Source organism: Streptomyces sp. NBC_01190 (assembly GCF_045039895.1).
In the GTDB taxonomy this organism is placed as follows: Bacteria; Actinomycetota; Actinomycetes; order Streptomycetales; family Streptomycetaceae; genus Actinacidiphila.
On the sequence record NZ_CP108580.1, the window covers coordinates 4,874,059 to 4,894,926 of the forward strand.

General features: G+C 70.6%; 16 protein-coding genes. 6 read left to right on the plus strand and 10 right to left on the minus strand.

Going from position 1 to position 20,868, the window contains the following annotated elements:
- Positions 1-55: 55 nt before the first annotated feature.
- The 4 genes from OG519_RS20350 to OG519_RS20365 all read right to left on the minus strand — a co-directional run bounded on the left by OG519_RS20350 (position 56) and on the right by OG519_RS20365 (position 7,919).
- Positions 56-3,646, minus strand: coding sequence for a discoidin domain-containing protein (locus tag OG519_RS20350; RefSeq protein WP_405585844.1), 3,591 nt, complete (start codon positions 3,644-3,646; stop codon positions 56-58).
- Between the two features lie 495 nt (positions 3,647-4,141).
- Positions 4,142-5,803: a DUF2637 domain-containing protein gene (locus OG519_RS20355; protein WP_405585846.1), complete on the minus strand. Its 1,662-nt coding sequence runs from the start codon at positions 5,801-5,803 to the stop codon at positions 4,142-4,144.
- A 277-nt stretch (positions 5,804-6,080) separates the two neighbouring features.
- Positions 6,081-6,890 carry a DUF3558 domain-containing protein gene (locus OG519_RS20360; protein ID WP_405585849.1) on the minus strand — a complete coding sequence of 270 codons (810 nt, stop codon included), beginning with the start codon at positions 6,888-6,890 and terminating at the stop codon, positions 6,081-6,083.
- A 198-nt stretch (positions 6,891-7,088) separates the two neighbouring features.
- Positions 7,089-7,919 carry a DUF3558 domain-containing protein gene (locus tag OG519_RS20365; RefSeq protein WP_405585852.1) on the minus strand — a complete coding sequence of 277 codons (831 nt, stop codon included), beginning with the start codon at positions 7,917-7,919 and terminating at the stop codon, positions 7,089-7,091.
- A 307-nt stretch (positions 7,920-8,226) separates the two neighbouring features.
- Here OG519_RS20365 and OG519_RS20370 point away from each other — a divergent pair, with 307 nt between their 5' ends.
- Positions 8,227-9,483 carry an RtcB family protein gene (locus OG519_RS20370; protein ID WP_405585854.1) on the plus strand — a complete coding sequence of 419 codons (1,257 nt, stop codon included), beginning with the start codon at positions 8,227-8,229 and terminating at the stop codon, positions 9,481-9,483.
- A gap of 172 nt (positions 9,484-9,655) precedes the next feature.
- Here OG519_RS20370 and OG519_RS20375 read toward each other — a convergent pair whose 3' ends face one another.
- Positions 9,656-10,375: a creatininase family protein gene (locus tag OG519_RS20375; RefSeq protein WP_405585857.1), complete on the minus strand. Its 720-nt coding sequence runs from the start codon at positions 10,373-10,375 to the stop codon at positions 9,656-9,658.
- A gap of 19 nt (positions 10,376-10,394) precedes the next feature.
- A complete protein-coding gene (locus OG519_RS20380; protein WP_405585859.1) occupies positions 10,395-11,573 on the minus strand; it encodes a hypothetical protein in 1,179 nt (392 codons plus the stop codon).
- 420 nt (positions 11,574-11,993) lie between these two features.
- Between OG519_RS20380 and OG519_RS20385 the strand changes: the two genes are divergently transcribed.
- The 4 genes from OG519_RS20385 to hemC all read left to right on the plus strand — a co-directional run bounded on the left by OG519_RS20385 (position 11,994) and on the right by hemC (position 14,772).
- Positions 11,994-12,419: an ATP-binding protein gene (locus OG519_RS20385; RefSeq protein ID WP_405592864.1), complete on the plus strand. Its 426-nt coding sequence runs from the start codon at positions 11,994-11,996 to the stop codon at positions 12,417-12,419.
- Positions 12,420-12,472: 53 nt separating this feature from the next.
- Positions 12,473-13,030 carry a DUF6907 domain-containing protein gene (locus tag OG519_RS20390; RefSeq protein ID WP_405585862.1) on the plus strand — a complete coding sequence of 186 codons (558 nt, stop codon included), beginning with the start codon at positions 12,473-12,475 and terminating at the stop codon, positions 13,028-13,030.
- A 142-nt stretch (positions 13,031-13,172) separates the two neighbouring features.
- A complete protein-coding gene (locus tag OG519_RS20395; RefSeq protein ID WP_405585865.1) occupies positions 13,173-13,730 on the plus strand; it encodes a class IV adenylate cyclase in 558 nt (185 codons plus the stop codon).
- A 76-nt stretch (positions 13,731-13,806) separates the two neighbouring features.
- A complete protein-coding gene (gene hemC / locus OG519_RS20400; RefSeq protein WP_405585868.1) occupies positions 13,807-14,772 on the plus strand; it encodes a hydroxymethylbilane synthase in 966 nt (321 codons plus the stop codon).
- A 205-nt stretch (positions 14,773-14,977) separates the two neighbouring features.
- Here the strand turns inward: hemC and OG519_RS20405 are convergent, their stop codons facing one another.
- Positions 14,978-15,601 carry a TetR/AcrR family transcriptional regulator gene (locus OG519_RS20405; protein WP_405585871.1) on the minus strand — a complete coding sequence of 208 codons (624 nt, stop codon included), beginning with the start codon at positions 15,599-15,601 and terminating at the stop codon, positions 14,978-14,980.
- A 48-nt stretch (positions 15,602-15,649) separates the two neighbouring features.
- Between OG519_RS20405 and OG519_RS20410 the strand changes: the two genes are divergently transcribed.
- The gene (locus OG519_RS20410) at positions 15,650-16,597 is read left to right on the plus strand and encodes an NADP-dependent oxidoreductase (protein ID WP_405585874.1); all 948 of its coding nucleotides are present in this window, start codon (positions 15,650-15,652) and stop codon (positions 16,595-16,597) included.
- A 402-nt stretch (positions 16,598-16,999) separates the two neighbouring features.
- On the opposite strand, the gene OG519_RS20415 is transcribed toward OG519_RS20410, so the two are convergent.
- From OG519_RS20415 to OG519_RS20425, 3 genes are all read right to left on the minus strand, one after another.
- Positions 17,000-18,559 (minus strand): hypothetical protein, encoded by a 1,560-nt coding sequence (locus OG519_RS20415; protein WP_405585877.1) that lies wholly within the window; start codon positions 18,557-18,559, stop codon positions 17,000-17,002.
- Between the two features lie 368 nt (positions 18,560-18,927).
- Positions 18,928-20,127, minus strand: coding sequence for a polysaccharide lyase family 7 protein (locus OG519_RS20420; protein WP_405585880.1), 1,200 nt, complete (start codon positions 20,125-20,127; stop codon positions 18,928-18,930).
- A gap of 199 nt (positions 20,128-20,326) precedes the next feature.
- Entirely contained in the window at positions 20,327-20,740 is a 414-nt protein-coding gene (locus OG519_RS20425; RefSeq protein WP_405585883.1) for a DUF3592 domain-containing protein, read from the minus strand.
- Positions 20,741-20,868 lie beyond the last annotated feature (128 nt).

The following is a 20,868-nucleotide window of genomic DNA, read 5'->3' on the forward strand; positions in this document are numbered from 1 at the left end:
AGCGGCCCGGAGTCGGTGACTCCGGGCCGCCCGGTCGTTCAGCGCGTGGGTCGGGTCAGAAGTTCGTCAGCCCCGATCCGTACTGGTAGAGCGGATTGCCGTAGGTCGGCGGCACCGTCTGGCCCGCGTCGATCTTGGCGCGGATGTCGGCCCGTTCCGCCGCCGTCGCGCCGAGGTCGTACGGCAGGTCCCACGCCTCGTTGGCGTCCGCCTGGTTGTCGCCGCCGCCCGGCTTGAGCACCTGGTCCAGGCTGCGGGGGAGCTGCCAGGGCAGCTTGCCGCGCGGGGTGTAGTCGCCGAAGAGCAGGCTGGCGGTGGCCGGGCCGACTTCCTCGCCGCCGCGATAGGTGACCACGATGGCGTCGGCCAGGTTCTGCCAGTCGCTGATGACCATGGGCCGGGGCAGGGTGAGGACGACCACCACCGGGATGCCCTGGTTCTTGTAGTTCTGGATCAGCGCCACTTGGTCGGCCGGCAGATAGGGCTGGGTGTCCGGCCAGGCGGTGGCGTGGGTGTACGAGGGTTCGCCGACGTAGACCACCGCCAACTTCGGCGTGGGTCCGGTGCCTTGGTAGACATTGACGCCGGCCTGGGTGGCTCTCGCCTTGAGCGCGTCGAGCTGGTCGAGCGAACCGTAGTCCGGGTGGAAGTAGCTCGACCAGATGCAGCAGGCCGCGCCGTCGGTGGCCCGGTCGCCGGCCACCGCGATGTTGGCGCCCGAGCCGAGCTTGATCGGCAGCACACCGTTGTTCTTCAGCAGGGTGTTGGACTCGCGGGACGCCTGGTTGGCGAGCTGGGTGTAGCTGGGCTGGTGGAAGCGGTAGGGACCGTTCACCGGGTCGCCGTAGGGGTGGTCGAAGATGCCCAGCTCGAACTTGAGCTTGAGGACACGGGTCACCGCGTCGTTGATACGGGCCAGCGGCACGCCGCTCTCGAAGCTTCCCATGGTGAAGCCGGTGGCGCCCGGGTCGGCGCCGCCCATCACGTCGGAGCCCGCGTTGGCCGCGTTGATCCAGGCGCTCGACGGCAGCCAGTCGGTGGTGATGAGACCGGTGTAGCCGAGGTTCTGGCGCAGGTAGGTGAGGATCTTCGCGCTGTCACCCGCGCCGGGACCGCCCGGGTCGAGATACGAACTGCCCGCGTAGCCCGGCATGATGTTGACCGCGCCGGCCTCCATCGCCGCCTTGAACGGGATCATGTGGTACTTGATCGTCACCCCGTCGTAGACGATGCCCGCCTCGCCGCCGGCGCCCTCGCCCGGCCAGTGCTTGACGGTGGCCAGCACCGAACCCGGGTTCAGCTCCGGGCCGCCCTGCAACCCGGATACCAGCGCCCGCAGTTGGGCCGCGGCCACATCGGCGTTCTCGCCGTTGCCCTCCTGGATGCGCGGGTAGAGCACCTTGGTGCCGACCTCGGCGAGCGGGGAGAGGGTGCCGCGGGCGCCGACCTCCAGCTCCTCCTTGCGCTGCATGTCGCCGAGTTTGTAGTCGAGCGGGTAGTCCTTGCCCGCCGCCAGCGTGCTCTGCAGCGGATACGTCGTCTGGTAGCCGGCCGTGGTGTCACCCGCGGAGACCGGCGGGATGCCGAGCCGGGTGGCCGCGGTGGACAGCAGCACGTTGTTGAGGTCGCCGGGCTGCGCGGGGCCGAAGTGCCAGCCGGACAGCGGGTACTGCTGGACGTTGTAGAACATCTGGTACGCCTTCTCCTCCAGCGTCATCCGCCCGAGAAGGTCGCTGACCCGCGTGTCGACCGACAGCCGCCAGTCCTCGTACGGCTCGATCGTGCCGTCCTTGTTGAGGTCACGGGCGCCGTTGATCACGTTGACGCCGTCGGCCACCTGCTCGATGTCGGGCAGATAGAGGCTGAACGTCCGGATGTTGGAGGTGGTCTTGGCGCCGGAACCGCTCACCGCGACCACGAACCACTTGTACGTCCACCGGTCGGTGATGTCCCACGTCGGTGTGTAGCTGGTGCCGGTGGGCTCGGCGACCTTGGTGTAGAGGTCGAGGAGGTTGCCCGAGGCGGTGAAGTCGTAGTCGGTGCGGCTGAGGTTGAGCCACACCTCGTAGTGCGCGGTTCCCGTGACGGCCGCCCAGGACAGTGCGGGCCGCCGGGTGTTGCTGACCATCGCCTTGTCGGCGGGCGCGGCGAGCTGGAACTGGTTGAGCGTGGCCGGGGCCTTGGTCGGGCCGGAGAGCATCGGCGCCGTCGCGGTGGAGTTGTCCACCGTGCCGTACACCTGGAACTCCCAGAGCGAGTAGCCGTATCCGGTGGCCCGGGCGGTGCCGGTCAGCCGGACATAGCGGCCCTTCGCGGTCAGCGGCAGCTTCTCGATGCCACCCTTGCCGGTGGTGGTCGTGTAGACCGTCGTCCACGCGGTGCCGTTGTCGGACACGTCGATGTGGTAGCCGGTGCCGTACGCGGACTCCCAGTTGAGCACGATGCCGCTGATGGTCCCGATGTTGCCGAGGTCCACCTGGAGCCACTGGCTGTCGGTGGCGAGGCTGGACCAGCGGGTGTTGGTGCGGCCGTCGAGCGCGGCGGCCGGCGCGTTGCCGCCCTCGTAGGAGGAGGCGCTCACCTGCTTGTAGGCGGAGATCACCGAACCGGAGAAGTCACCGCCGCCGGGCGGCGGGGTGGTGGTGCCACCGGTGGTGCCGCCGGTCGTGGTGCCGCCGCTCGTACCGCCGGTGGTGAAGACCTGGAACTCCCAGAGGGAGTAGCCGTACGCGTTGGCACGGGCGGTGCCGTAGAGGCGGATGTAGCGGCCGGTGCCGCTGACCGTCAGGTTCTGCACGCCGCCGGTGCCGGTGGTGGTGGAGTAGGCGTCCGTCCACGTGGTGGCGTTGTCCGAGACCTGGATCTTGAAGGCGGTGCCGTAGGCCGCTTCCCAGTTGAGGCCCACCTGGCAGACCGGCAGCGAGCTGCCGAGGTCGACCTGGAGCCACTGCGGGTCGCTCGCGGCGCTGGACCAGCGGGTGCCCGCGTTGCCGTCGACGGCCGCCGAGGCCGGGGTGCCGGCGTTCTCGGTGGAGGAGGCGGTGGCGGTCTTGTTCAGCGCCGCGTTGGTGGTGCCGCAGGTGCCGGTGGAGCCGCCGGTGGTGCCGCTGCTGGTGCCGCCGGTTGTCGAGCCGGTCGAGCCGTAGACCTGGAACTCCCAGAGGGAGTAGCCGTATCCGGTGGCGCGGGCGGTCCCGTAGAAACGGACATAGCGCCCGGAACCGTTTACGGAAAGGTTCTGTACGCCGCCGGTGGCGGTGGTGGTGGAGTAGATGTCGGTCCAGGCGGTGGCGTTGGCCGAGGTCTGGATCTTGAAGGCGGTGCCGTACGCGGACTCCCAGTTGAGGGTGACCGAGGTGATCGTGTCGGTGGCTCCGAGGTCGACTTGCAGCCATTGCGGGTCGCTGGCGGCGCTGGACCAGCGGGTGCCGGCGTTGCCGTCGACGGCCGCCGAGGCCGGGGTGCCGGCGTTCTCGGTGGAGGAGGCGGTGGCCGTCTTGCCCTGCGACAGCAGGGTGTCGGCCGCGTGCGCGGTGCCACCGGTGGCGGTAAGGGCGCCGCCGAGGGCGAGGGCCGCCGCGACACCGGCGGCGATGAGTGGTCTGCGCCTTCGATCGTTCCGGAGCAGCCGGGAAATCAGTCTCATGGGCATCTCCACGGTGGGGGGTGTGAGAGATCGCAGGGGACGCGAGGGAGCGGAGTCGCTGGGCTCACAGATGATGCACAGCTTGGAGAGCGCTCTCCGGGAGTCTGTGGGATGCCGTGGGGGGTGTCAATGCTTGTGCACGATGCGGGGTGGGGTGACCGGGCCGCCCGTGGTGCCCCTGCCCGCCGGTTGCCGGACCGTCCGCCGGTCGTGGCTTGTCGCGCGGTTCCTCGCGCCCCTGTAGGGCGCCGCCTACTGCTGCGGCGGCGGAACCGTGCCCCGTCAGGTGGCGCTGGGGGTACCCCAAGGCGAAGCTCTGGGGGCGGAACTGCGCGCTCGGCCACGATGGACCGGCGGGCGGGGATGGGCCGGTCGGTTACGGACGTGCCCCGTCAGGGGCGCGAGGAACTGCGCGACAAGCCACGGCGGACGGGCAGGCGGGGACGGGCCGGTCAATAACGGACGTGCCGAGGCCGTGGGCCGCGCCGGCGCCCGTTAGGGGATGGGCTCAGTCTCCTGCTCGGACTGGAAGCGGGTCCGCAGCTCGCGGACCGCCCTCGTCAGTTCACGCTGTTCGGGGGCGGTGCCGCCGAACTCGTTCTCCAGGATGCGGGCGAGCTGGCGGGCGGTGTTGAGGCGCTCGCCGGTGTTCAGCACGTGGTTGCGATAGGCGCCGAAGTACGCCTCGGACGGTGGGATGCCGTCGGGGAGGTTGAGGCCGCCGACGGGGTAGGTCTCGGCTTCCGAGTCGCCGCCCTGGGCCGGGAGCTGGACGTCCGCGCCGTTCAGGTTCGCCTGCTGGTACTGCGGAGCGGTGTACGGGGGTTCGCGGAACTCCTGGACGGCCGGGGCGTCGAAGCCGTTCGTGCCGTTGACACCGTTCGCTCCGTTGGCACCGTTCACGGAGTTCGTGCCGTTCACGGGCGTCACGCCGTTGAAGCCGTTGGCTCCATTGCTGCCGTTCGCGGCGCCGTTCGACTCCGGGTTGCGCAACGGGCGCTGCCGGTAGGGGCCGTTGGGGACCATGAGCTGCGGCTGCTGGCTCTGCTCCCGGAACTCCTCCTGCGGGTACTGCTGCTGCCCGCCCTCGGGGTCGTACGGGCGCCGGGCCTGCGGTTGCTGCTGCCGCTGCTGCGGGTGCGCCTGCGGCTGGGGGGCCGCGAACCACGGGCTGTCGTGGGTGCCCTGCCACTGCTCCTCGTACGACGGCTGCTGCTCGTACATCTGCTGCTCGTAGAGCCGCTCCTGGTCGTACGCCGACTGCTGTTCCTCGAAAGCCGGGTCGTAGTCCTGCTCGCGGGTGTGCTCGGTGGCGGCTTCGAGGGCCTGTTCGGCGCCGGGCGGCCTCGCCGCGGCGGCCGGTATCGCCTCCGCGGCGCCCCCGGCCGCCTTCCGTATCGATGCCGCGGTCGCGTCCGGCTCGATGGGCTCGACCCTGGCGACTTCCAACTGCCGTACGGGGGCGCCGATCTCGATGCCGGCCGCCTCCAGCCCGGCGTCCGCGGTCTCGGACAGCGGCACCCCGTACTTGGCCAGCCGCAGCGGCATGATCGCCTCGATCGGGGCCTTGCGGCGCCAGGAAACGCCGTAACGGGCGCGCAGCCGGGCCCGGTAGACCAGCCGGTCCTGCTCGCGCCGGATGACCTCCTCGTACGACCGCAGCTCCCACAGCTTCATCCGCCGCCACAGCTTGAAGGTCGGCACCGGGGCCAGCAGCCAGCGGGTGATCCGCACGCCCTCCATGTGCTTGTCCGCGGTGATGTCCGCGATGCGCCCGATGGCGTGCCGGGCGGCCTCGACGGAGACCACGAACAGCACCGGGATGATCGCGTGCATACCGACGCCGAGCGGATCGGGCCAGGCGGCGGCGCCGTTGAAGGCGATGGTGGCGGCGGTCAGCAGCCACGCGGTCTGCCGCAGCAGCGGGAACGGGATGCGCAGCCAGGTCAGCAGCAGGTCGAGCGCGAGCAGCACCACGATGCCGGCGTCGACGCCGATCGGGAAGACGTTCGCGAACCAGCCGAACCCCTTGTGCAGCGCGAGCGTACGCACGGCGGCGTAGGAACCGGCGAAGCCGATCCCCGCGATGATCACCGCCCCGGTGATGACGATACCCGCCAATATTCGGTGCGTCCGGGTCAAATGTATCGCGGCCACCCGCGACCCTCCTACCGCTTTGCTCCTGCCCCCGCAACTGGCCGCCCCAGACTGCCATACGGGGGCGGCGCCGTGGACACCCGACCCTCGGACAAATGTGCGGATTGAGGATAGGAGGGCGCGAACTCCCGGCAGTTGTTACGTCCTGGAGGCTGCGGGAGGGGGCGTCGGGGGGCGTCAGGGGTGACGAGTGGGGTCGGGGGGTCAGGGGTGCCGAGTGGCGTCGGGGGTGGCCGGAGCTGGTTCGGCACCGCCGGGCGGTCAGCCGCTCGGCCCCTCAGCCGCTGAGGCCGCCGCTTCCGCTCGCGGTGCTGCTCGGCGTACCGGCCTTGCCGTCCCCGGTGCCGCTGCCCGTACCACCCGTACCGCCAGGGGCGGCGGCGCTGCCGGGGTTCGCCGCCGCGATCGACGCCACCGCGTCCTTCGCCGCCCGCAGCGCCCCGCTGTTCACGACCGTCGCGGTCGGGTTCTTCTTGTCGATGAGGCCGGCCCCGTCGTACTCCACGATCACCACGACATTGCCGGTCCTGGCCACCACGGTGTCGTTCTGCGAGGTGATCTTGGCGACCGTGGCCTTGCCGCTCGCCGAGCCCGCCTGGTCGCCGATGCCGGTCAGTACCGAGGTGGTGAAGCCCTTGGCCGCGCTCGCCTCACCGATCTCGTCGGCGTACCGCTTCTTCGCCTGGTCCTCGGCGCTGCCCAACACGGTGGAGTTGTCGTAGCGCTGGAGGGTGACCGAGAGCCAGCGGTACTGGTAGCCGTCCTTGCCGTTGCCGGTCCACGAGCAACTCCCGCGGGTGGCCACGTCGGAGGACTGTGCCTGCGTGCCGCCCGGCGCCTTCGCCTTGGGGACGAGCGCGGTGACGGTGCTCTTGGCCAGCGTGGTGCAGGGCGCGGGCAGTGCGGCGAACCTCACCGGGGCGACGGTGGGCAAGGTGGTGCCCTTCGCCGTACTCGGCGCGCCGTCCGAGCCCTTGGCGTCGCCGCCGGAGCCGGAAGAACAGCCGGCGAGCAGCAGCGCGGGCACGGCCGCGCAGACCAGCAGCCCGGCCAGGCGCGGGGCGGTGCGGCGGCGTCGTCGTTCCATGGGTCCCGGGTCCTTTGCTCTTGCGGGGTGCGGGTGCTCTTGTGGGTGTGGGTGTGGGTGCGGGTGCGGGTGCGGATCGGTGCGGCGGCCGGCGGCGGCCGGTGCGTGGCCGGCGGGCTGCCGGACCGGTGCGGAGACGGCGGCTCGCGGCCGACGGTGGGCCATCCACCCTAAGGGGTCCCGCGCCCGGCCCCCGCCTCAGCTCTTGATCCGGTGCTCCAGTTGATCGGCCACCTCGCGCGCGCCCTTTTGCAGCGTGTCGCTCTGCGGGTCGACGGCGCCGCGCGGGGCCGTCTGGGCGTACGTGATGCTCACCACGACGTTCGAGGTGCGGAAGACCAGCGTGACGTCACGGCGGGCCCCGGTCCGGGAACTGGCCGGGGTCGCGGGCGGCTTCAGCACGTCGTTGATGAAGGCGGTGTCCCCCACATCGGTGAGGGCGCGGGGGGCGAGGTCGTCGTCCCCGTCGTTCTTCAGCCCGGTGGACGTGCCGCCGTCCGTCGGGGCCTGGCTCCCGGTGGGGGCGGTCGGCGGGGTCGAGGGCGGTGTCGTCAGCGAACTGTCGGGCGGGCTGGCCGGCGTCAGCAGGATCGCCGCCGCGGCCGCCTTGTGCTCGATGTCCGCCTCGGCCTGCACGTCGTCGCTGATGCCGGGGTCGTAGGAGACCACGCGCTCGAAGTCGACGCTGAGGTCGCGGGTCGTCCCGTCCGAGCTGGCCCCCTGCCAGGCGCAGCCGACCCGCCGGTCGGTGTCGTAGGTCAGTTTCTCCTTGCCCGCGTAGTCCGTCGCGCCCGGCACCAGCTTCTGGAGCGTCTTCAGGTCGACGGCGATGCAGGGCTGGGGGAGGGTCTGGTACTTGCCCGGGGGCAGCACCGGGAGGGCGGCGCCGCCGAGCGAGGCGGACTTGCTGTCGGTCGCCGCGCCCGGATCCGAGCCGCCGCCCGTGCAGGCGCCGAGGCCGACGACGGCGAGCGCGACCAGGCCCACCGCCGTGGCGACGGGGACCGGCAGCCTTCGCGTAGACCCCACTGAGCGGGCCCCTTCCTCGTCCGGCGCTGTGCCTGTCCTTGGGTACAGGTTCACCCGACCCCGGGTCCGCGGCGACGTAGCGACGCGGTGACACGGCGGTCCGGCGGTAAACCTTTGGCGCGCTTGAGCGAGCCCTGGACACAATGTCTATCGCACGTCCTGCGTAAACCGCCCGTCGGGGCGGATCAATGGGTGACACGTGCCAGCGGCCGGGAGAGTTCCCGGCCACCCGGTCTTCTTTTCTTCTCATACACGTCGTACATCTCAAACGTCCCACACCGCACATACGTCCTCTGGGGGGATGGTCATGCCGTACACCGAGGTACCGGGCGTCCGGGTGCCGATCCGCATGTGGGCCGACCCGGCCACGGTCGAGGGCCAGGCGATGCAGCAGCTCCGCAACGTCTCCTCGCTGCCGTGGATCAAGGGCCTGGCCGTCATGCCCGACGTCCACTACGGCAAGGGCGCCACCGTTGGCTCGGTCATCGCCATGCACGGCGCGGTCTGCCCGGCCGCGGTCGGCGTCGACATCGGCTGCGGCATGAGCGCCGTCAAGACCTCGCTGCGCGCCGACGACCTGCCCGCCGACCTCTCCCGGCTCCGCGCCAAGATCGAGCAGGCCATCCCGGTCGGCCGCGGCCTGCACGACGACCCGGTGGACCCGGCCCGGCTGCACGCCTTCCCGACCCAGGGCTGGTCCGACTTCTGGTCCCGTTTCGACGGCCTCGCCGAGTCGGTCAAGTTCCGCGCGGAGCGCGCCGCCAAGCAGATGGGCACCCTCGGCTCCGGCAACCACTTCGTGGAGGTCTGCCTGGACACCGACGACGCCGTCTGGCTCATGCTGCACTCCGGCTCGCGCAACATCGGCAAGGAACTCGCCGACCACCACATCGGCCAGGCCCAGCAACTCCCGCACAACCAGGGCCTCGTCGACCGCGACCTCGCCGTCTTCATCGCCGACACCCCTCAGATGGCCGCCTACCGCAACGACCTCTTCTGGGCGCAGGAGTACGCCAAGCACAACCGGGCGATCATGATGGCCCTCCTCCAGGACGTCGTCCGCCGCCAACTCCCCAAGGCCCGCCCGACCTTCGAGCCGGTCATCTCATGCCAACAGGAGGACGCCGAAGGTCAGATGAGGACGGTGGAGTACCGCCCCGGTGTCATCAGTTGTCACCACAACTATGTCAGCGAGGAGCGGTACGACGGGATGGACCTGTTGGTCACACGGAAGGGCGCGATCAGCGCGGACTCGGGGGAGTGGGGGATCATCCCCGGCTCGATGGGCACGGAGTCCTTCATCGTCCGCGGCCTGGGCAACACCTTGTCCTTCAACTCCGCTTCCCACGGCGCCGGCCGCAAGATGTCGCGTTCCGCGGCCAAGCGGAAGTTCGGCGTCCGCGACCTGGAGGACCAGACCCGGGGCGTCGAGTGCCGGAAGGATTCCGGGGTTGTGGACGAGATCCCGGGCGCGTACAAGCCGATCGGCAAGGTGATCGAGCAGCAGAAGGACCTGGTGCAGGTGGTGGCGAGGCTGAAGCAGGTCGTCTGCGTCAAGGGCTGACCGGGCTGACCGTTATTGGACCAGGGCGAGGGCCCGCGTGCGGCGCATCGCCACGCGGCCCCTCGCCCTTGCCCTCGACGGAACCGGGGAGCCGGGCGCGGGGCGCGGGAACTCGGATTCGGGCCGCTCCCGAGGAGCGTGGTTGGCCCGTTGACGCGTCCGAGACCGCTCGTCAGCCGACTGGCCGCTCTCCGAGAACCCTTAGGTGCGCTGCGAAGTCTGTGACGAGGCTGGCCAGTACGGCTTTGCCCTTCTCCGCCGTGGCATGGGATGGGTAGCCGATGACGCCGGTCTGCGTGTAGGCGCGCATGCCGTGGGTGAGGAGGAAGGGGCGTTCGCCGGCGTCGTGGTCGGCGGTTTTCCAACCGGGGCGGACGAGGTCGGGTTGGGCGTGGAGGAGGATGGAGGTTTCGATCTCGCCGGCGTGCATGTCGTCGTGGGCGTTGGTGACGAGGCCGGCGTGTTCGCGGGCCCGGTTCCACTCAAGGGTGTGCGGGAAGAGGGTCATGCGCGATTCGGTGAGATTGGCCTCCTGGACGACGTTGGACAGGATGTAGTTGCCGCCGTGGGCGTTGACGAGGACCAGTTTGCGGATGCCCGACGCTTCGAGGGACTGGGCGATGTCCGTGACCAGGAGGTGCAGCGTCCGGGCGCTGATGCTGACGGTGCCCGGCCAACTGCTGTGCTCGTGGCTGCACGCGATGGTGATGGGCGGCAGTGGCAGGACGGGGTAGGCCGCAGCGAGTTCCCGGCTGATGACGCAGGCGATCGCGGTGTCGGTGATGAGGGGGAGGTGGCCGGCGTGCTGCTCGAAGGACCCGATCGGGAGTACGGCGACGCGCGGCGCCCGTTCCTGGACGTCGACGGTGGTGATCGTGGGAAGCAGGTTCACGGCTCTCCTCGTGTGCGGCTCAACTACCTCCCATAGTGCCCAACTGCCGGTTGAGTGCCGCGATCTCCACCAGCTTGCTCCAGGGCGCGAGGCGTTTCTGCAGCCGTCGCAACTCTGCGAGGATGCGCGCCGAGCCCGTCGACCGGGCGATCGCCAGAGCTTGTGCGGCCGTGTTGTAACCGGCTTCCACGTCTTCCAGGTGCGCGTAGGCGGTGGCGAGCCGGGCCAGGCACAGGCCGCGGTCGCGTTGCTGCTCGGCCGGCCAGCGGATGAGACTCGCCTCCAGTGTCCGCACCGCGTCGTGCGGGCGCCCGAGCTGGAGGGCGCAGTTCGCTGCCTCCATGTCGATGTAGGAGGCCGAACAGAACGGTGCCAGGCTGCTCCCGTCGTGGACCGCCGCCTCGATCAAGACCCGCGCTTCATCGAGTGCGCGTAAGGATTCGGTGGCGTGCCCGAGCAGGGCGTGAGCGTTGGCACGGGCCCGAAGGGCGACGGCGTGGACTTGCTCGGGGAGGCGGTGGGACTCGCGGAGTGCGGCGTTGGCAAGTCCGACGGCGTGTCCCGGCTGTCCCACCTCGGCGGCGATGTTGCTGCGCCGCTGGAACACATAGGAGGTGAGTGCCGGATCGTCCAGTTCGGACGCGTAATCGAGAGCCCGGATGGTCCAGAACATGGCTGCTTCGGTGTCGCCCGTGTCCTGGTGGAGCCAGCCCAGGAATTCGGCGTACCGTGCGCCTACCCGGACCACTTCCGTACGGTTTGCGGTAGAAGTGCCCTTGCACAGCTCCTCTATGAGGGGCATCTGGCTCTGCACCGCCGGGACGAGGAAGCGGGCTCCGACCAGCGGTTCGGCGTGGGCGTGCTGGACCAGCACCGACCTCAGGTAGTCGAGCACTTCGGGGCTGGCCTCGGGGGAAGGCGTTCGCGGGTTCGGCACTCCGGGAAGTGTGCCGGCCTTCATCGGGGACAGTCCGAGGCCCAGTTCCGCCCGGGTGCTCTCGTAGACCTCGCAAAAGACCAGTCCGTAATCACGTCCCGGAATGCGCCTCCCGTTTTCGAACATCGAGACCTGGGTCTTGAGGCTGGACGGCGCGGGTAACTCGACGCCTAGGCGTTCGGCGGCGGCTGCCATGGCCCCGATGAGTTGGGCCTGGGTCCAGCCCTTGGCCATGCGTGCCGCCTGCAATTTCGTCTTCATCGCTTCCCCCTGCGTCGGGCAATGTGGGGCGATTTCCATGATGCCAGCCCGCTCGCGACCGGTGGCGGTTAACGGTTAACACCAGGGCGCTGTCAACCCTGTCCGCTGCGGGGCGACGGGAAATCCGCGTTACTGGCATCTCCGCTCGGGCCCCACGGTGCTGGGCCCCGCCTTCGCCGTCGGCGTGCGAAGGCGGCAGATCCCTTGTGCGCGACCAACGGAGCTCGCTGCACAGGGGGTTGCGGTGTGGATTTCCATGCGAGATCAGCAACGGAGAGTGGAACGCATGCATGTACTCATCACAAACGCCGGCCGCCCGGCTCCGACGACGGGGAAGCCGTCGGCGGAGCGCCGGATTACGCGGGGACCGGGCCGGTGAGGGCGCGGGTGCTGGCGCAGGACAGGAGTGGTGCGGCTGTCGTGAACAGGTGGGCCCGTAGTCCTCGGTGCGTCAGCCTGGCCAGGCGCGAACTCCGTCAGGTGCTGGCTGAATGGGATTTGACCGGGCTGACAGACGCCGCCGAGCTGGTGGTGTCGGAGCTGCTCACCAACGCCGTGCGGCATGTCCGAGCGCCCCAGGATCGGCTGGTCGAGACCCGGTACGAGCGTCTGGCGGGTGGGGTGCGGATCGAGGTGCATGACGCGGACGAGACGAGGCCGGTGGTGCGGGAGGCGTCGATGGACGCGGAGTCCGGGCGAGGTCTGGCGCTGGTCGATGCTCTGACGGGCGGATGCTGGGGAGTGAGCGGGCGCGAGGGTGTCGGCAAACTGGTGTGGGCCGTTGTTGCTGACGACGGACATGAGGATCGGCCGGGTAGCGGCCCGTGCGGGGAGCAGGGGCTGTGACCGCGGCTGAGACGCGCCCCCGCGGGCCAGGCTCTGCCGCTGTCGTCGCAGGCATGCCCAGCGCCTTGCCCGCTGCTTCGGCCGAGCCCGCTGGGACCGGCCGGACGTGGACGATCACCACCACGGCAGGTTTTACCGTGGAGGGCTATCTGCCGGCCTGGGCCGAGGAGGACCCGAGCGCGACCGGTGTGCCGCTCGACCGGCTTCCGGTCCGGTTGGCGGATGTCGGGCACTGGACCCACTTCGGTGGGCAGTCGATGCGGGTTCGCTCGCCGGCCTTCGAGGGCGAAGGCGGTGGCGAGGGCGAGGAGCAGGTCTTCTGGGGCAGCATCGACTGCCACCCGTACGCTGATGACCCCGAGCCCCGCGTCCCCGTAGTCAACCTCGCGATCATCGAGGACTTCTGGATCAACAATCTCGACCCGGACGGACTCGCTCGGGTCGCGGCCCAGCTACGTGCCCAGGCTGACCGCCTCGATCAGGAAATACGCCCACGGCTCATCGCAGCGCGAGCTGATTGGGCCGAACACCACGCCACCGGAGCTTCACCTGCCGGGAGTCCTTTCCCACGTGTTTGTACGGAGCCCGTCGCGGGCGCGGCCCAGCGCTGACTCCTCGTGAGCGCAATCACGTCCGGCGCCGCCCGGCTCTCGTAGCGTCGGCCGGTGCGGTAGCGGGAGCCGGGCAGGGGTGGATTTCGTTGACCCGGTGAGGCCACCAATCCGGCAACACTCACGCGAAGGACAACCCGCCATGACGGCAACCGAATTCGAAGCCAAGGTCCTGGAGATCGACCCGGAGGAGATGCGTGCGCTGCTGGTCGAGGCCGGGGCCGAGCATGTGGGCGACCGCTTTCAGCGCCGGTACGTTTACGACATCCCCGGCCGTCCCGGCGCCTGGGTTCGTCTGCGGGACACCGGCACCGAGGTGACGCTGTGCGTCAAGGAGATCCACTCCGACGCCATCGACGGCGTCACCGAGACCGAGACCACCGTCGGTGACTTCGACACCGCCAATGACCTGCTGGCCAAGCTCGGCTACCAGCCCAAGGCCTACCAGGAGAACCGCCGCTCGTCCTGGACCCTGGGCGGTGCGGCTGTCGAGGTCGACCACTGGCCCCTGATCCCGCCCTACGCGGAGATCGAAGGCGACAGCGCCGACCACGTCCACGCGACCGCCCGCGCCCTCGGCCTGCCGATCGAAGAGCTGACCAGCGAGAACACCACCAAGGTCTACCGCCGCTACGGGATCGACATCGAGGCGATCCCCCGGCTCACTTTCGCGTCAGAGGAGCAGGAGCCGTGCCAGTGAGCCGGGGGCGCTCCGGGGCACCGCGACGGTCCCCGGAGTGACGCTCTACCGTGGGGCTGAGGAACGAGAGGACTCCATGAGCGACTTTCCGGCCGGCCGGACCCTGCGGATCGGCACGCGCAGCTCGCCGATGGCGCTCGCGCAGGCCACTATGGTGGCCGACCTCCTGCGCGAGGAGGAACCGGGGATCCAGGTCGAGCTGGTCCCGGTCACGACCGAGGCCGACCGGTGGCACGGGGACCTGGCCCAACTCGGCGGCAAGGGCCTCTTCGTCAAGCAGATCGACGCCATGGTCCAGCGCGCGGAGGTGGACATGGCCGTCCACTGCGTCAAGGACGTCCCCGGCGACGAACCCATTCCCGAGGGCCTGGTCTTCGCCGCCTATCTGCCGCGCGACGACGTACGGGACGTGCTGCTCTTCCCCGAGGGTTCGCCGATGCGGACGCTCGACGATCTCCCGCCCGGGGCCGTCGTGGCCACCTCGGCGGTCCGGCGCAAGGCCCAGGTCAAGCGGGTGCGCCCCGATCTCGACGTCGTCCGGGTGCGCGGAGCGGTCGGCACCCGCATCGAGAAACTCGACGGCAAGAAGCAGACCGATGCCAGGCCGGACGCGATGATCCTGGCAGCCTCCGGCCTGGAACGGCTGGGCCTCTCCCACCGGGGCCGCCAGGTCTTCACCGTCCACGAGATGCTCCCGGCCGTCGGCGCCGGGGCCCTCGGCCTGGAGTGCCGCCACGACGACCGCCCCGTGACCGGCCTGCTGACCCGGCTCAACCACGAGCGGACGACGACCGAGGTCACGGCGGAACGCGCCATGCTCCACGGCCTACGGGGCCACTGCAACAGCCCGATCGCCGGATATTGCGCCACCGAGCCGGACGGCCGACTCTCCCTCCAGGGCATGGTCTTCACCAGCGATGGCTCGGCGTTCGTCCACGCCCACCTCCGTGGCGCAAGCGACCCCGCCGCGCTCGGCGCCCGTGTCTGCGAGCAATTGCTGAGCCAGGGGGCAGGCGAGATCATCGCGGGCATCCCCCACTGAACTCCGGCCCCGTGGCCCGCGTCGGGTCCGCCCCGCCGAAGAACGGGAGGCACAGTTGTCCAGGACGGCCGACATCGATTTCGAGTTCGCGCGCCCTGTCACCGTGGGCTTGCTCGGCTACGAAGCGCGCGACATGGCCGATTAGCCTCGATCGTCAGTGGCGCTCCGGCGGCATTCGTCGCGCGGACAGGCCCCGGCAGGGGGGCTAGTGGCGGGAGAGGGGGAGGCGGACCGGTGGGGGGAGGGGGGTGCGGGTGGGGGTGGTGTGGAAGGACTGGAGGATCAGCGCGGCGAAGCGGCGGGAGGCGGCGACGCGCAGGTCGGGGGACTCCGCGCGGATGCCCTCGTTGGCCATCAGGGCCAGGCTGACGTCCTCCAGGACGAAATCGGGCCGCAGGGGGCCCGCTTCCTTGGCGCGGCGGATCAGTTCGAGCAGCAGGCGCAGCGCGCGGTCGCGGTCCGCGGCGAAGCCGGTCGCGTCGGGGAACTGCGAGGTGAAGGCACGGGCGAAGCCGCGGTCGAGGGCGTGCATCTCCATCAGCCGCTCGACCACCTGGCAGAACCCGCGCCACGGGTCGTCCGCCGCCAGGCCCTCCGCCAGGACCGCCGAGCAGGAGGCCATCTGCTCGGCGAAAGCCTCGGTGAGCAGCGCTTCCTTGGTCCGGAAGTGGCGGTAGACGGTCGCCACGCCCACCTCGGCCCGCCGGGCGATCTCCCGGATCGGTACGTCGAGGCCCTCGGCCGCGAAGGCCGCGCGGGCGACCGCGAGGATCCGCCCGCGGTTGTCGCGGGCGTCGGAACGCAGCTTCGCTACCACTTCGGCCGTCATCGCTCTCACTTTAGCCAAACGGACGGGGTGCTCCGGCACGGTGGGCGTATGAGAGCGATCCAGTTCACCGAATACGGCCCGCCCGGCGTTGTGCACGTCGCCGAGGTGGCCGAGCCGCACGCCGGACCAGGCCGGATCCGTATCGCCGTACGGGCCTCCGGCATCTCGCCGGGGGAGATGTACATCCGCTCCGGCACGCTGCGTGACGTGGTGCCGATCACGTTCCCGTACCGCACCGGCTTCGACGCGGCGGGTGTGGTGGACGAGGTCGGCGCGGGCGTCACGGACGTGCGGGTCGGCGACGAGGTGTTCGGCATGGCGGATGCCGCGGTGCGCGGCGCCAACGCCGACTTCGTGGTGCTCGCCGCGTGGGCGCCCAAACCGGCCGGGTGGAGCTGGGCGGAGGCGGGCGGCGCCGCTGGCAGCGTCGAGACGTCCACCCGGGTGCTGGACCGGCTCGCGGTCGGCGCCGGGCAGACGGTGCTGGTGCAGGGCGCGGCCGGCGGGGTCGGTACGGTCGCCGTCCAGTTCGCCGTCGCCCGCGGTGCCACTGTCATCGGTACGGCGAGCGAGCACAACCACGACTTCCTGCGGTCGCTCGGCGCGGAGCCGACGACGTACGGACCAGGTCTGGTCGAACGGGTGCGCGCGCTCGCGCCGGGCGGCGTGGACGCGGTGTTCGACTGCGCGGGCGGGGCGCTGCCGGACCTCATCGCCGTCGCGGGCGGCGATCCGGCGCGGGTGGTGACGATCAACGATTTCACCGCGGCGGCGCATGGTGTGCACATGTCGCACGGGGTGCCGGGCGCGAAGGAGGGGGTAGGAACGGCCGCGGATCCGCTGGCCGTGCATGGCCTCGCGATCGCGGTCACGCTCGCCGCCGAGGGGCGGCTACGCGTGCCGGTCGCGGCGGCGTTCCCTCTCGCGGAGGTGGTGGCGGCGCACGAGCTGAGTGAGACGCGGCATGCTCGGGGGAAGGTTGTGCTGGTGCACTGACCCCGGTGGCGGGGGCGTGGCCGGCCACGGGGGGCCGCTTCCCGGCAGGCGGCTGTGGGTTGGCACCGGCACGAGGGGGGGTTGCGGTCGTGTCCGGGCCGCCGCGCACGGGTCCGGGCCGGCCACGTACCAAGCCCGACCGGGTCCGCGCCGACAAGGCCTACGGCTCCCGAGCGAACCGGGCCTACCCGCGCAGACGCGGGATCCGCTGCACTATCCCGGGGAAGGCCGACCAGGTCCGCGTCCGCAAGAGACGTGGTTCCCACGGAGGGCGTCCGCCGAGGTTCGACAAGCTCGCAGTCCGCTACGAAGCGACCGTGCTGGTCGCAGCCATCAACGAGTGGCTGCGACCAGCACTTTCACAACAGACCCTCGTGCGATCCATGCGCGCGGTCGGGCGGTTCAGCGGACGGTGAAAGCCCGGTAGACGGTGGTCACCGCGGTGTTGCCCCCCGTGTCCGTGACGCGCGCGCTGAGCGAGACGGAGGTCGGCGACGCCTGCGCGGGCAGCAGCGCGGACCACCCGGCGGTCGTGTGGGTGACCGTCAGCGGACGCCAGCTTCCGCCGCCGTCGGGCGAGGCGAAGACCTCGACCTTCCTGACGGTGCTGGGCCACATCGGGACGCCCGCCTGCGTGCTGGTGCGATCCAGGGTGAGGCGGACGGGCGTGTCCGTGCCGGGCGCCGCGCTGTTCTCGAAATCCAGTCCGGCGGGCACGAACCGGGTCAGCCAGCCGGGCGCCACCGCCTTCGAGCCGGGCCCCGCGTGGAACCGGAAGGCCGCGTCCACCGCGGTCGAGAGCCGGTCGGGCCGCAGTGGCGCCACGGTCTCCGACCGTACGGCGTGGGCTTTGAGCGTGTACCAGGCGGAGGTGCGGACCGGGCCGTAGAAGGTCCGCACCGCGCTGTCCGTCGAGTTGCCGAGGCCCTTGCGCGAGGCGACCAGCGTGCTGCCGCGGTAGAGGGCGACGTCCGCCTTCACCGACAGGTCCCTGCCGTCCAGCACCGGGTCGGCGTACAGGCCGGCGGTGAAGAAGCCCAGCGTGCCCTTGCTCGTCCAGGGCAGATAGCGCACCGGTCCGCTGACCGCGCCGTTGAAGACCAGCGTGCTGGTCTCGCCCTCCCGTACGGTCCGGTCCGCGGACCAGGCGGCGACGCCCCCGCCGTAGAACCAGTTCCAGTCACCCATGCTCAGGTGGTAGGCCACCCGGTAGGGGCCGTCCGTTTGCCGGACGTCGCCGGACGCCCACTGCATGCATCCCGGCGCCGACGGGGACACACCCGGGGCCACCCCGCCGTTCCCGCTCCACGGCCCCCGGCGCACCTCCGTGTTCACGGTGCCGAGGGTGGCCAGGTCGACAGAGGCCACCGGAGGGGCGGTGAGGGCCTCGCCGCCGACCACCTCGATCACGTCTCCCGGGGCGGTCCACACCGATCCGTAGCCGAGCGTGGCCCCTACGGAGGCGTCGGGGATGACGAACAGCTTGCCCGGCGCGTTGGTGGTGCCGGTGAAGGCGACGCCGCCGTCGCAGATGCTGGCCAGCAGCTCCTGCGTGTAAAGCGAGCCGGGGCCCGGGGGATCGTCGAGCCCGACCTTGAGTTCGCGGCCCTGGCGGGCGTCGAAGGTGACCGGGGTGGCCACGCCCGCGCGCACCGTCACGATCGTCCCGGCCAGGGTGTCGGTGATGTCCGGTTCCTGGATCTTGGTGCCGACCCGGTAGCGGCCAGGCGGCAGTGGGGTGGCCACCCCGCTGTCCACCTGGGCGAGGGCGCCGGTCGCGCTGTCGATGACGGAGATGCCGTGCACGACGACGTCCGCCCCCGACCGGTTGACGGTGGTCACCGTGAGTGTGCCGTCGGCGGATGCCGCGGCCGCTGGCGGCGCGGCGCCCGCGAGCAGCGCGGGTGCGGCGGCGGCGACCGCGGCCGCGGCCGTGAGAACTCTCCTGCGGGTGTGTTTCATGTGCCCTCCCCTGATCCGATCGGGCGCGGGGGCCGATGCCGCGGGAACCGCGCCGGGGATTGTCGTCACCCGGCGTTCCGCTCGCGTTCACCCACCCTCGCCCTCCGTCAGATAGCCCAGCCCTCCGGAAGGTTGTGCCCGCCGCGACCCGGCGTGACCGAGCGGTGGCGGCGCGTACCGGCGTGTACCGGCGTGTACAGCCCTGGGACCGTATCCCGGAGAAGGCCGACCAGGTCCGCGACCGCAGGAAACGTGGTTCCCACGGAGGGCGTCCGCCGAGGTTCGACAAGCTCGCAGTCCGCTACGAAGCGACCGTGCTGGTCGCAGCCATCAACGAGTGGCTGCGACCAGCACTTTCACAACAGACCCTAGCTGTGCGCGACCGTGAGCGCGTAGAAGGCGACGCGGGCGCCGTTGGTGGTGCTGCTCGAGGACGACTGGTTGTAGGAGCCGGCCTTGAAGTACTGCTTGTAGGGGTTGAACGACGACGGGATGGCGTAGTGCGTCGTGCTGCCGTTCACCGTCAGGTCGATCGTGTTGCCGCCGGAGACGGCGATCGTGTAGTTCCAGGTGGTGCCGACCGCGACGTGCCCGACGGTGTGGGTCGTCTGGCCGCCGTCGGGCGAGTTCTCGACGCCCGCGACGACATCGCCGTTGGAGTGGTAGTAGAGCTCGATCAGCGGCTTGGTGGACGTACCGCCGGAGCCGAGGTGGATCTGGCCGACGCAGACGTTCGAGGTCACCGACACCACGCGCAGGGTCGCGTTCATCCGGTGGCTGCCGCTGAGCGACCAGTCGGCGGCGCTGCCGTTGGAGTTCATCTCCCGCAGCTCGGAGCGGGCGTAGTTGGAGTTGGGGGTGGTGACGCCCTTCTCCGGGGCCCAGAACGTCATCGCGCCGTCGGAGCCGTCGGTGTAGAAGTACTGGTCCTGGAAGCCGCCGGAGCCCTGGAGCCTGGACGACGAGATGGTGGTGGGCGAGCCGGGCGAGCCGACCGGCTCCTGCAACTCCCAGACCGACAGGTTGAAGTTGCCGCCGGGGGCGACCGAGGTGTTGAGGCCGCCGGACGGCGGGCTGGTCGGCGGGGTGGTGCCGGTGGGCAGCGTCCAGTTCTGGTTGGCTGCGCCCGTACAGGTCCAGATCTGGAGCTGGTTGCTGTTGGCCGAGGAGTTGTCGGTGGCGTCGAGACACTTTCCCGACGCGGTGTTGACCAACTCCCCGTTGCTCACGGTCCACTTCTGGGCGCTGGTCCCGTTGCAGTCGTAGAGCTGCACCTTGGATCCGTTGGTGGTGGCCGCGGCGGTGACGTCCATGCATTTGCCCAGCGCCCGGACGGAGTTGTCGGAGTTGCCGACGGTCCAGGTCTGCGCGGTGGTGCCGTTGCAGTCGTAGAGCTGCACATGGGCGCCGTTGGCGGCCGAGCCGGAAGCGATGTCGACGCACTTGCCGCCGAGCCCGGTGATCTGGCCGGCGGTGGCGGCGGAGGCGTTGGTGTTGCCGAGCACACTGAGCGTGCCGGCGACGCCGGCTGCGGTGGCGACCGCGAGGAGCTTGGAGCGGCGTTTCATGTGTGGGGGGTCCTTCACGCCTAGAGGGGGATGGTCTAGTCCAAGTTGAGCGCCTGAGTTGAATAACACGGAGCTGGGGGCGCGTCAACGCCACGCTTGGCGGGGGCGGGGTGCAACTCGTTCTTTTTCCGGCCTTGTTGGCGAGGCGCCGTGCGTCGCCCTCGTCCCCCGCGGCGTGTCCCTCCTGTTGCGGCCGCCGTTACGCCGGGACCGAGGCGACGAACACGGCGGAGAACGCGACGACCGCGCCCAGCAGCGTCAACACCCCGAGCGTGGCGATCACGTTGAGCACCGGGCGCGGCGCTGTCGCGGTGGCCTTCTCCGGGCGCGCGGCGGTGTAGTGGACGGTGACGTAGTCGCCCGCCACCACGGTGGCCGACCCGTTGCGCTCCTCGAAACGGACCTCGCGCCCTTCGGCAGTGGTGAATCCGTACAGATGGTGCTGGGTCGTACTGCTCTCCCCATGCGTGGTGTACGCCCGCAGACACCGCCCCTCCGCGGTAAGCCCACTGCGCCAGGCGGCACGCAACTCCCCCGCCCGCCGCACCACTTTGTACGCCATCCCCAGCGCGCCAAGCGCGATCAGCGCGGGCACGATGTAGAACATGACCATCGGTATCCCCCCTCGATGGAACCTACCCGCCGGCGAACCCGATCCAGCTCAAGGGAACCTCTGAAGTGGGGGGTTCCGGGTGCCGGCACGCGGGCCCCAAAGGGGCGCTGGGCGTACCCCCAGGCAAA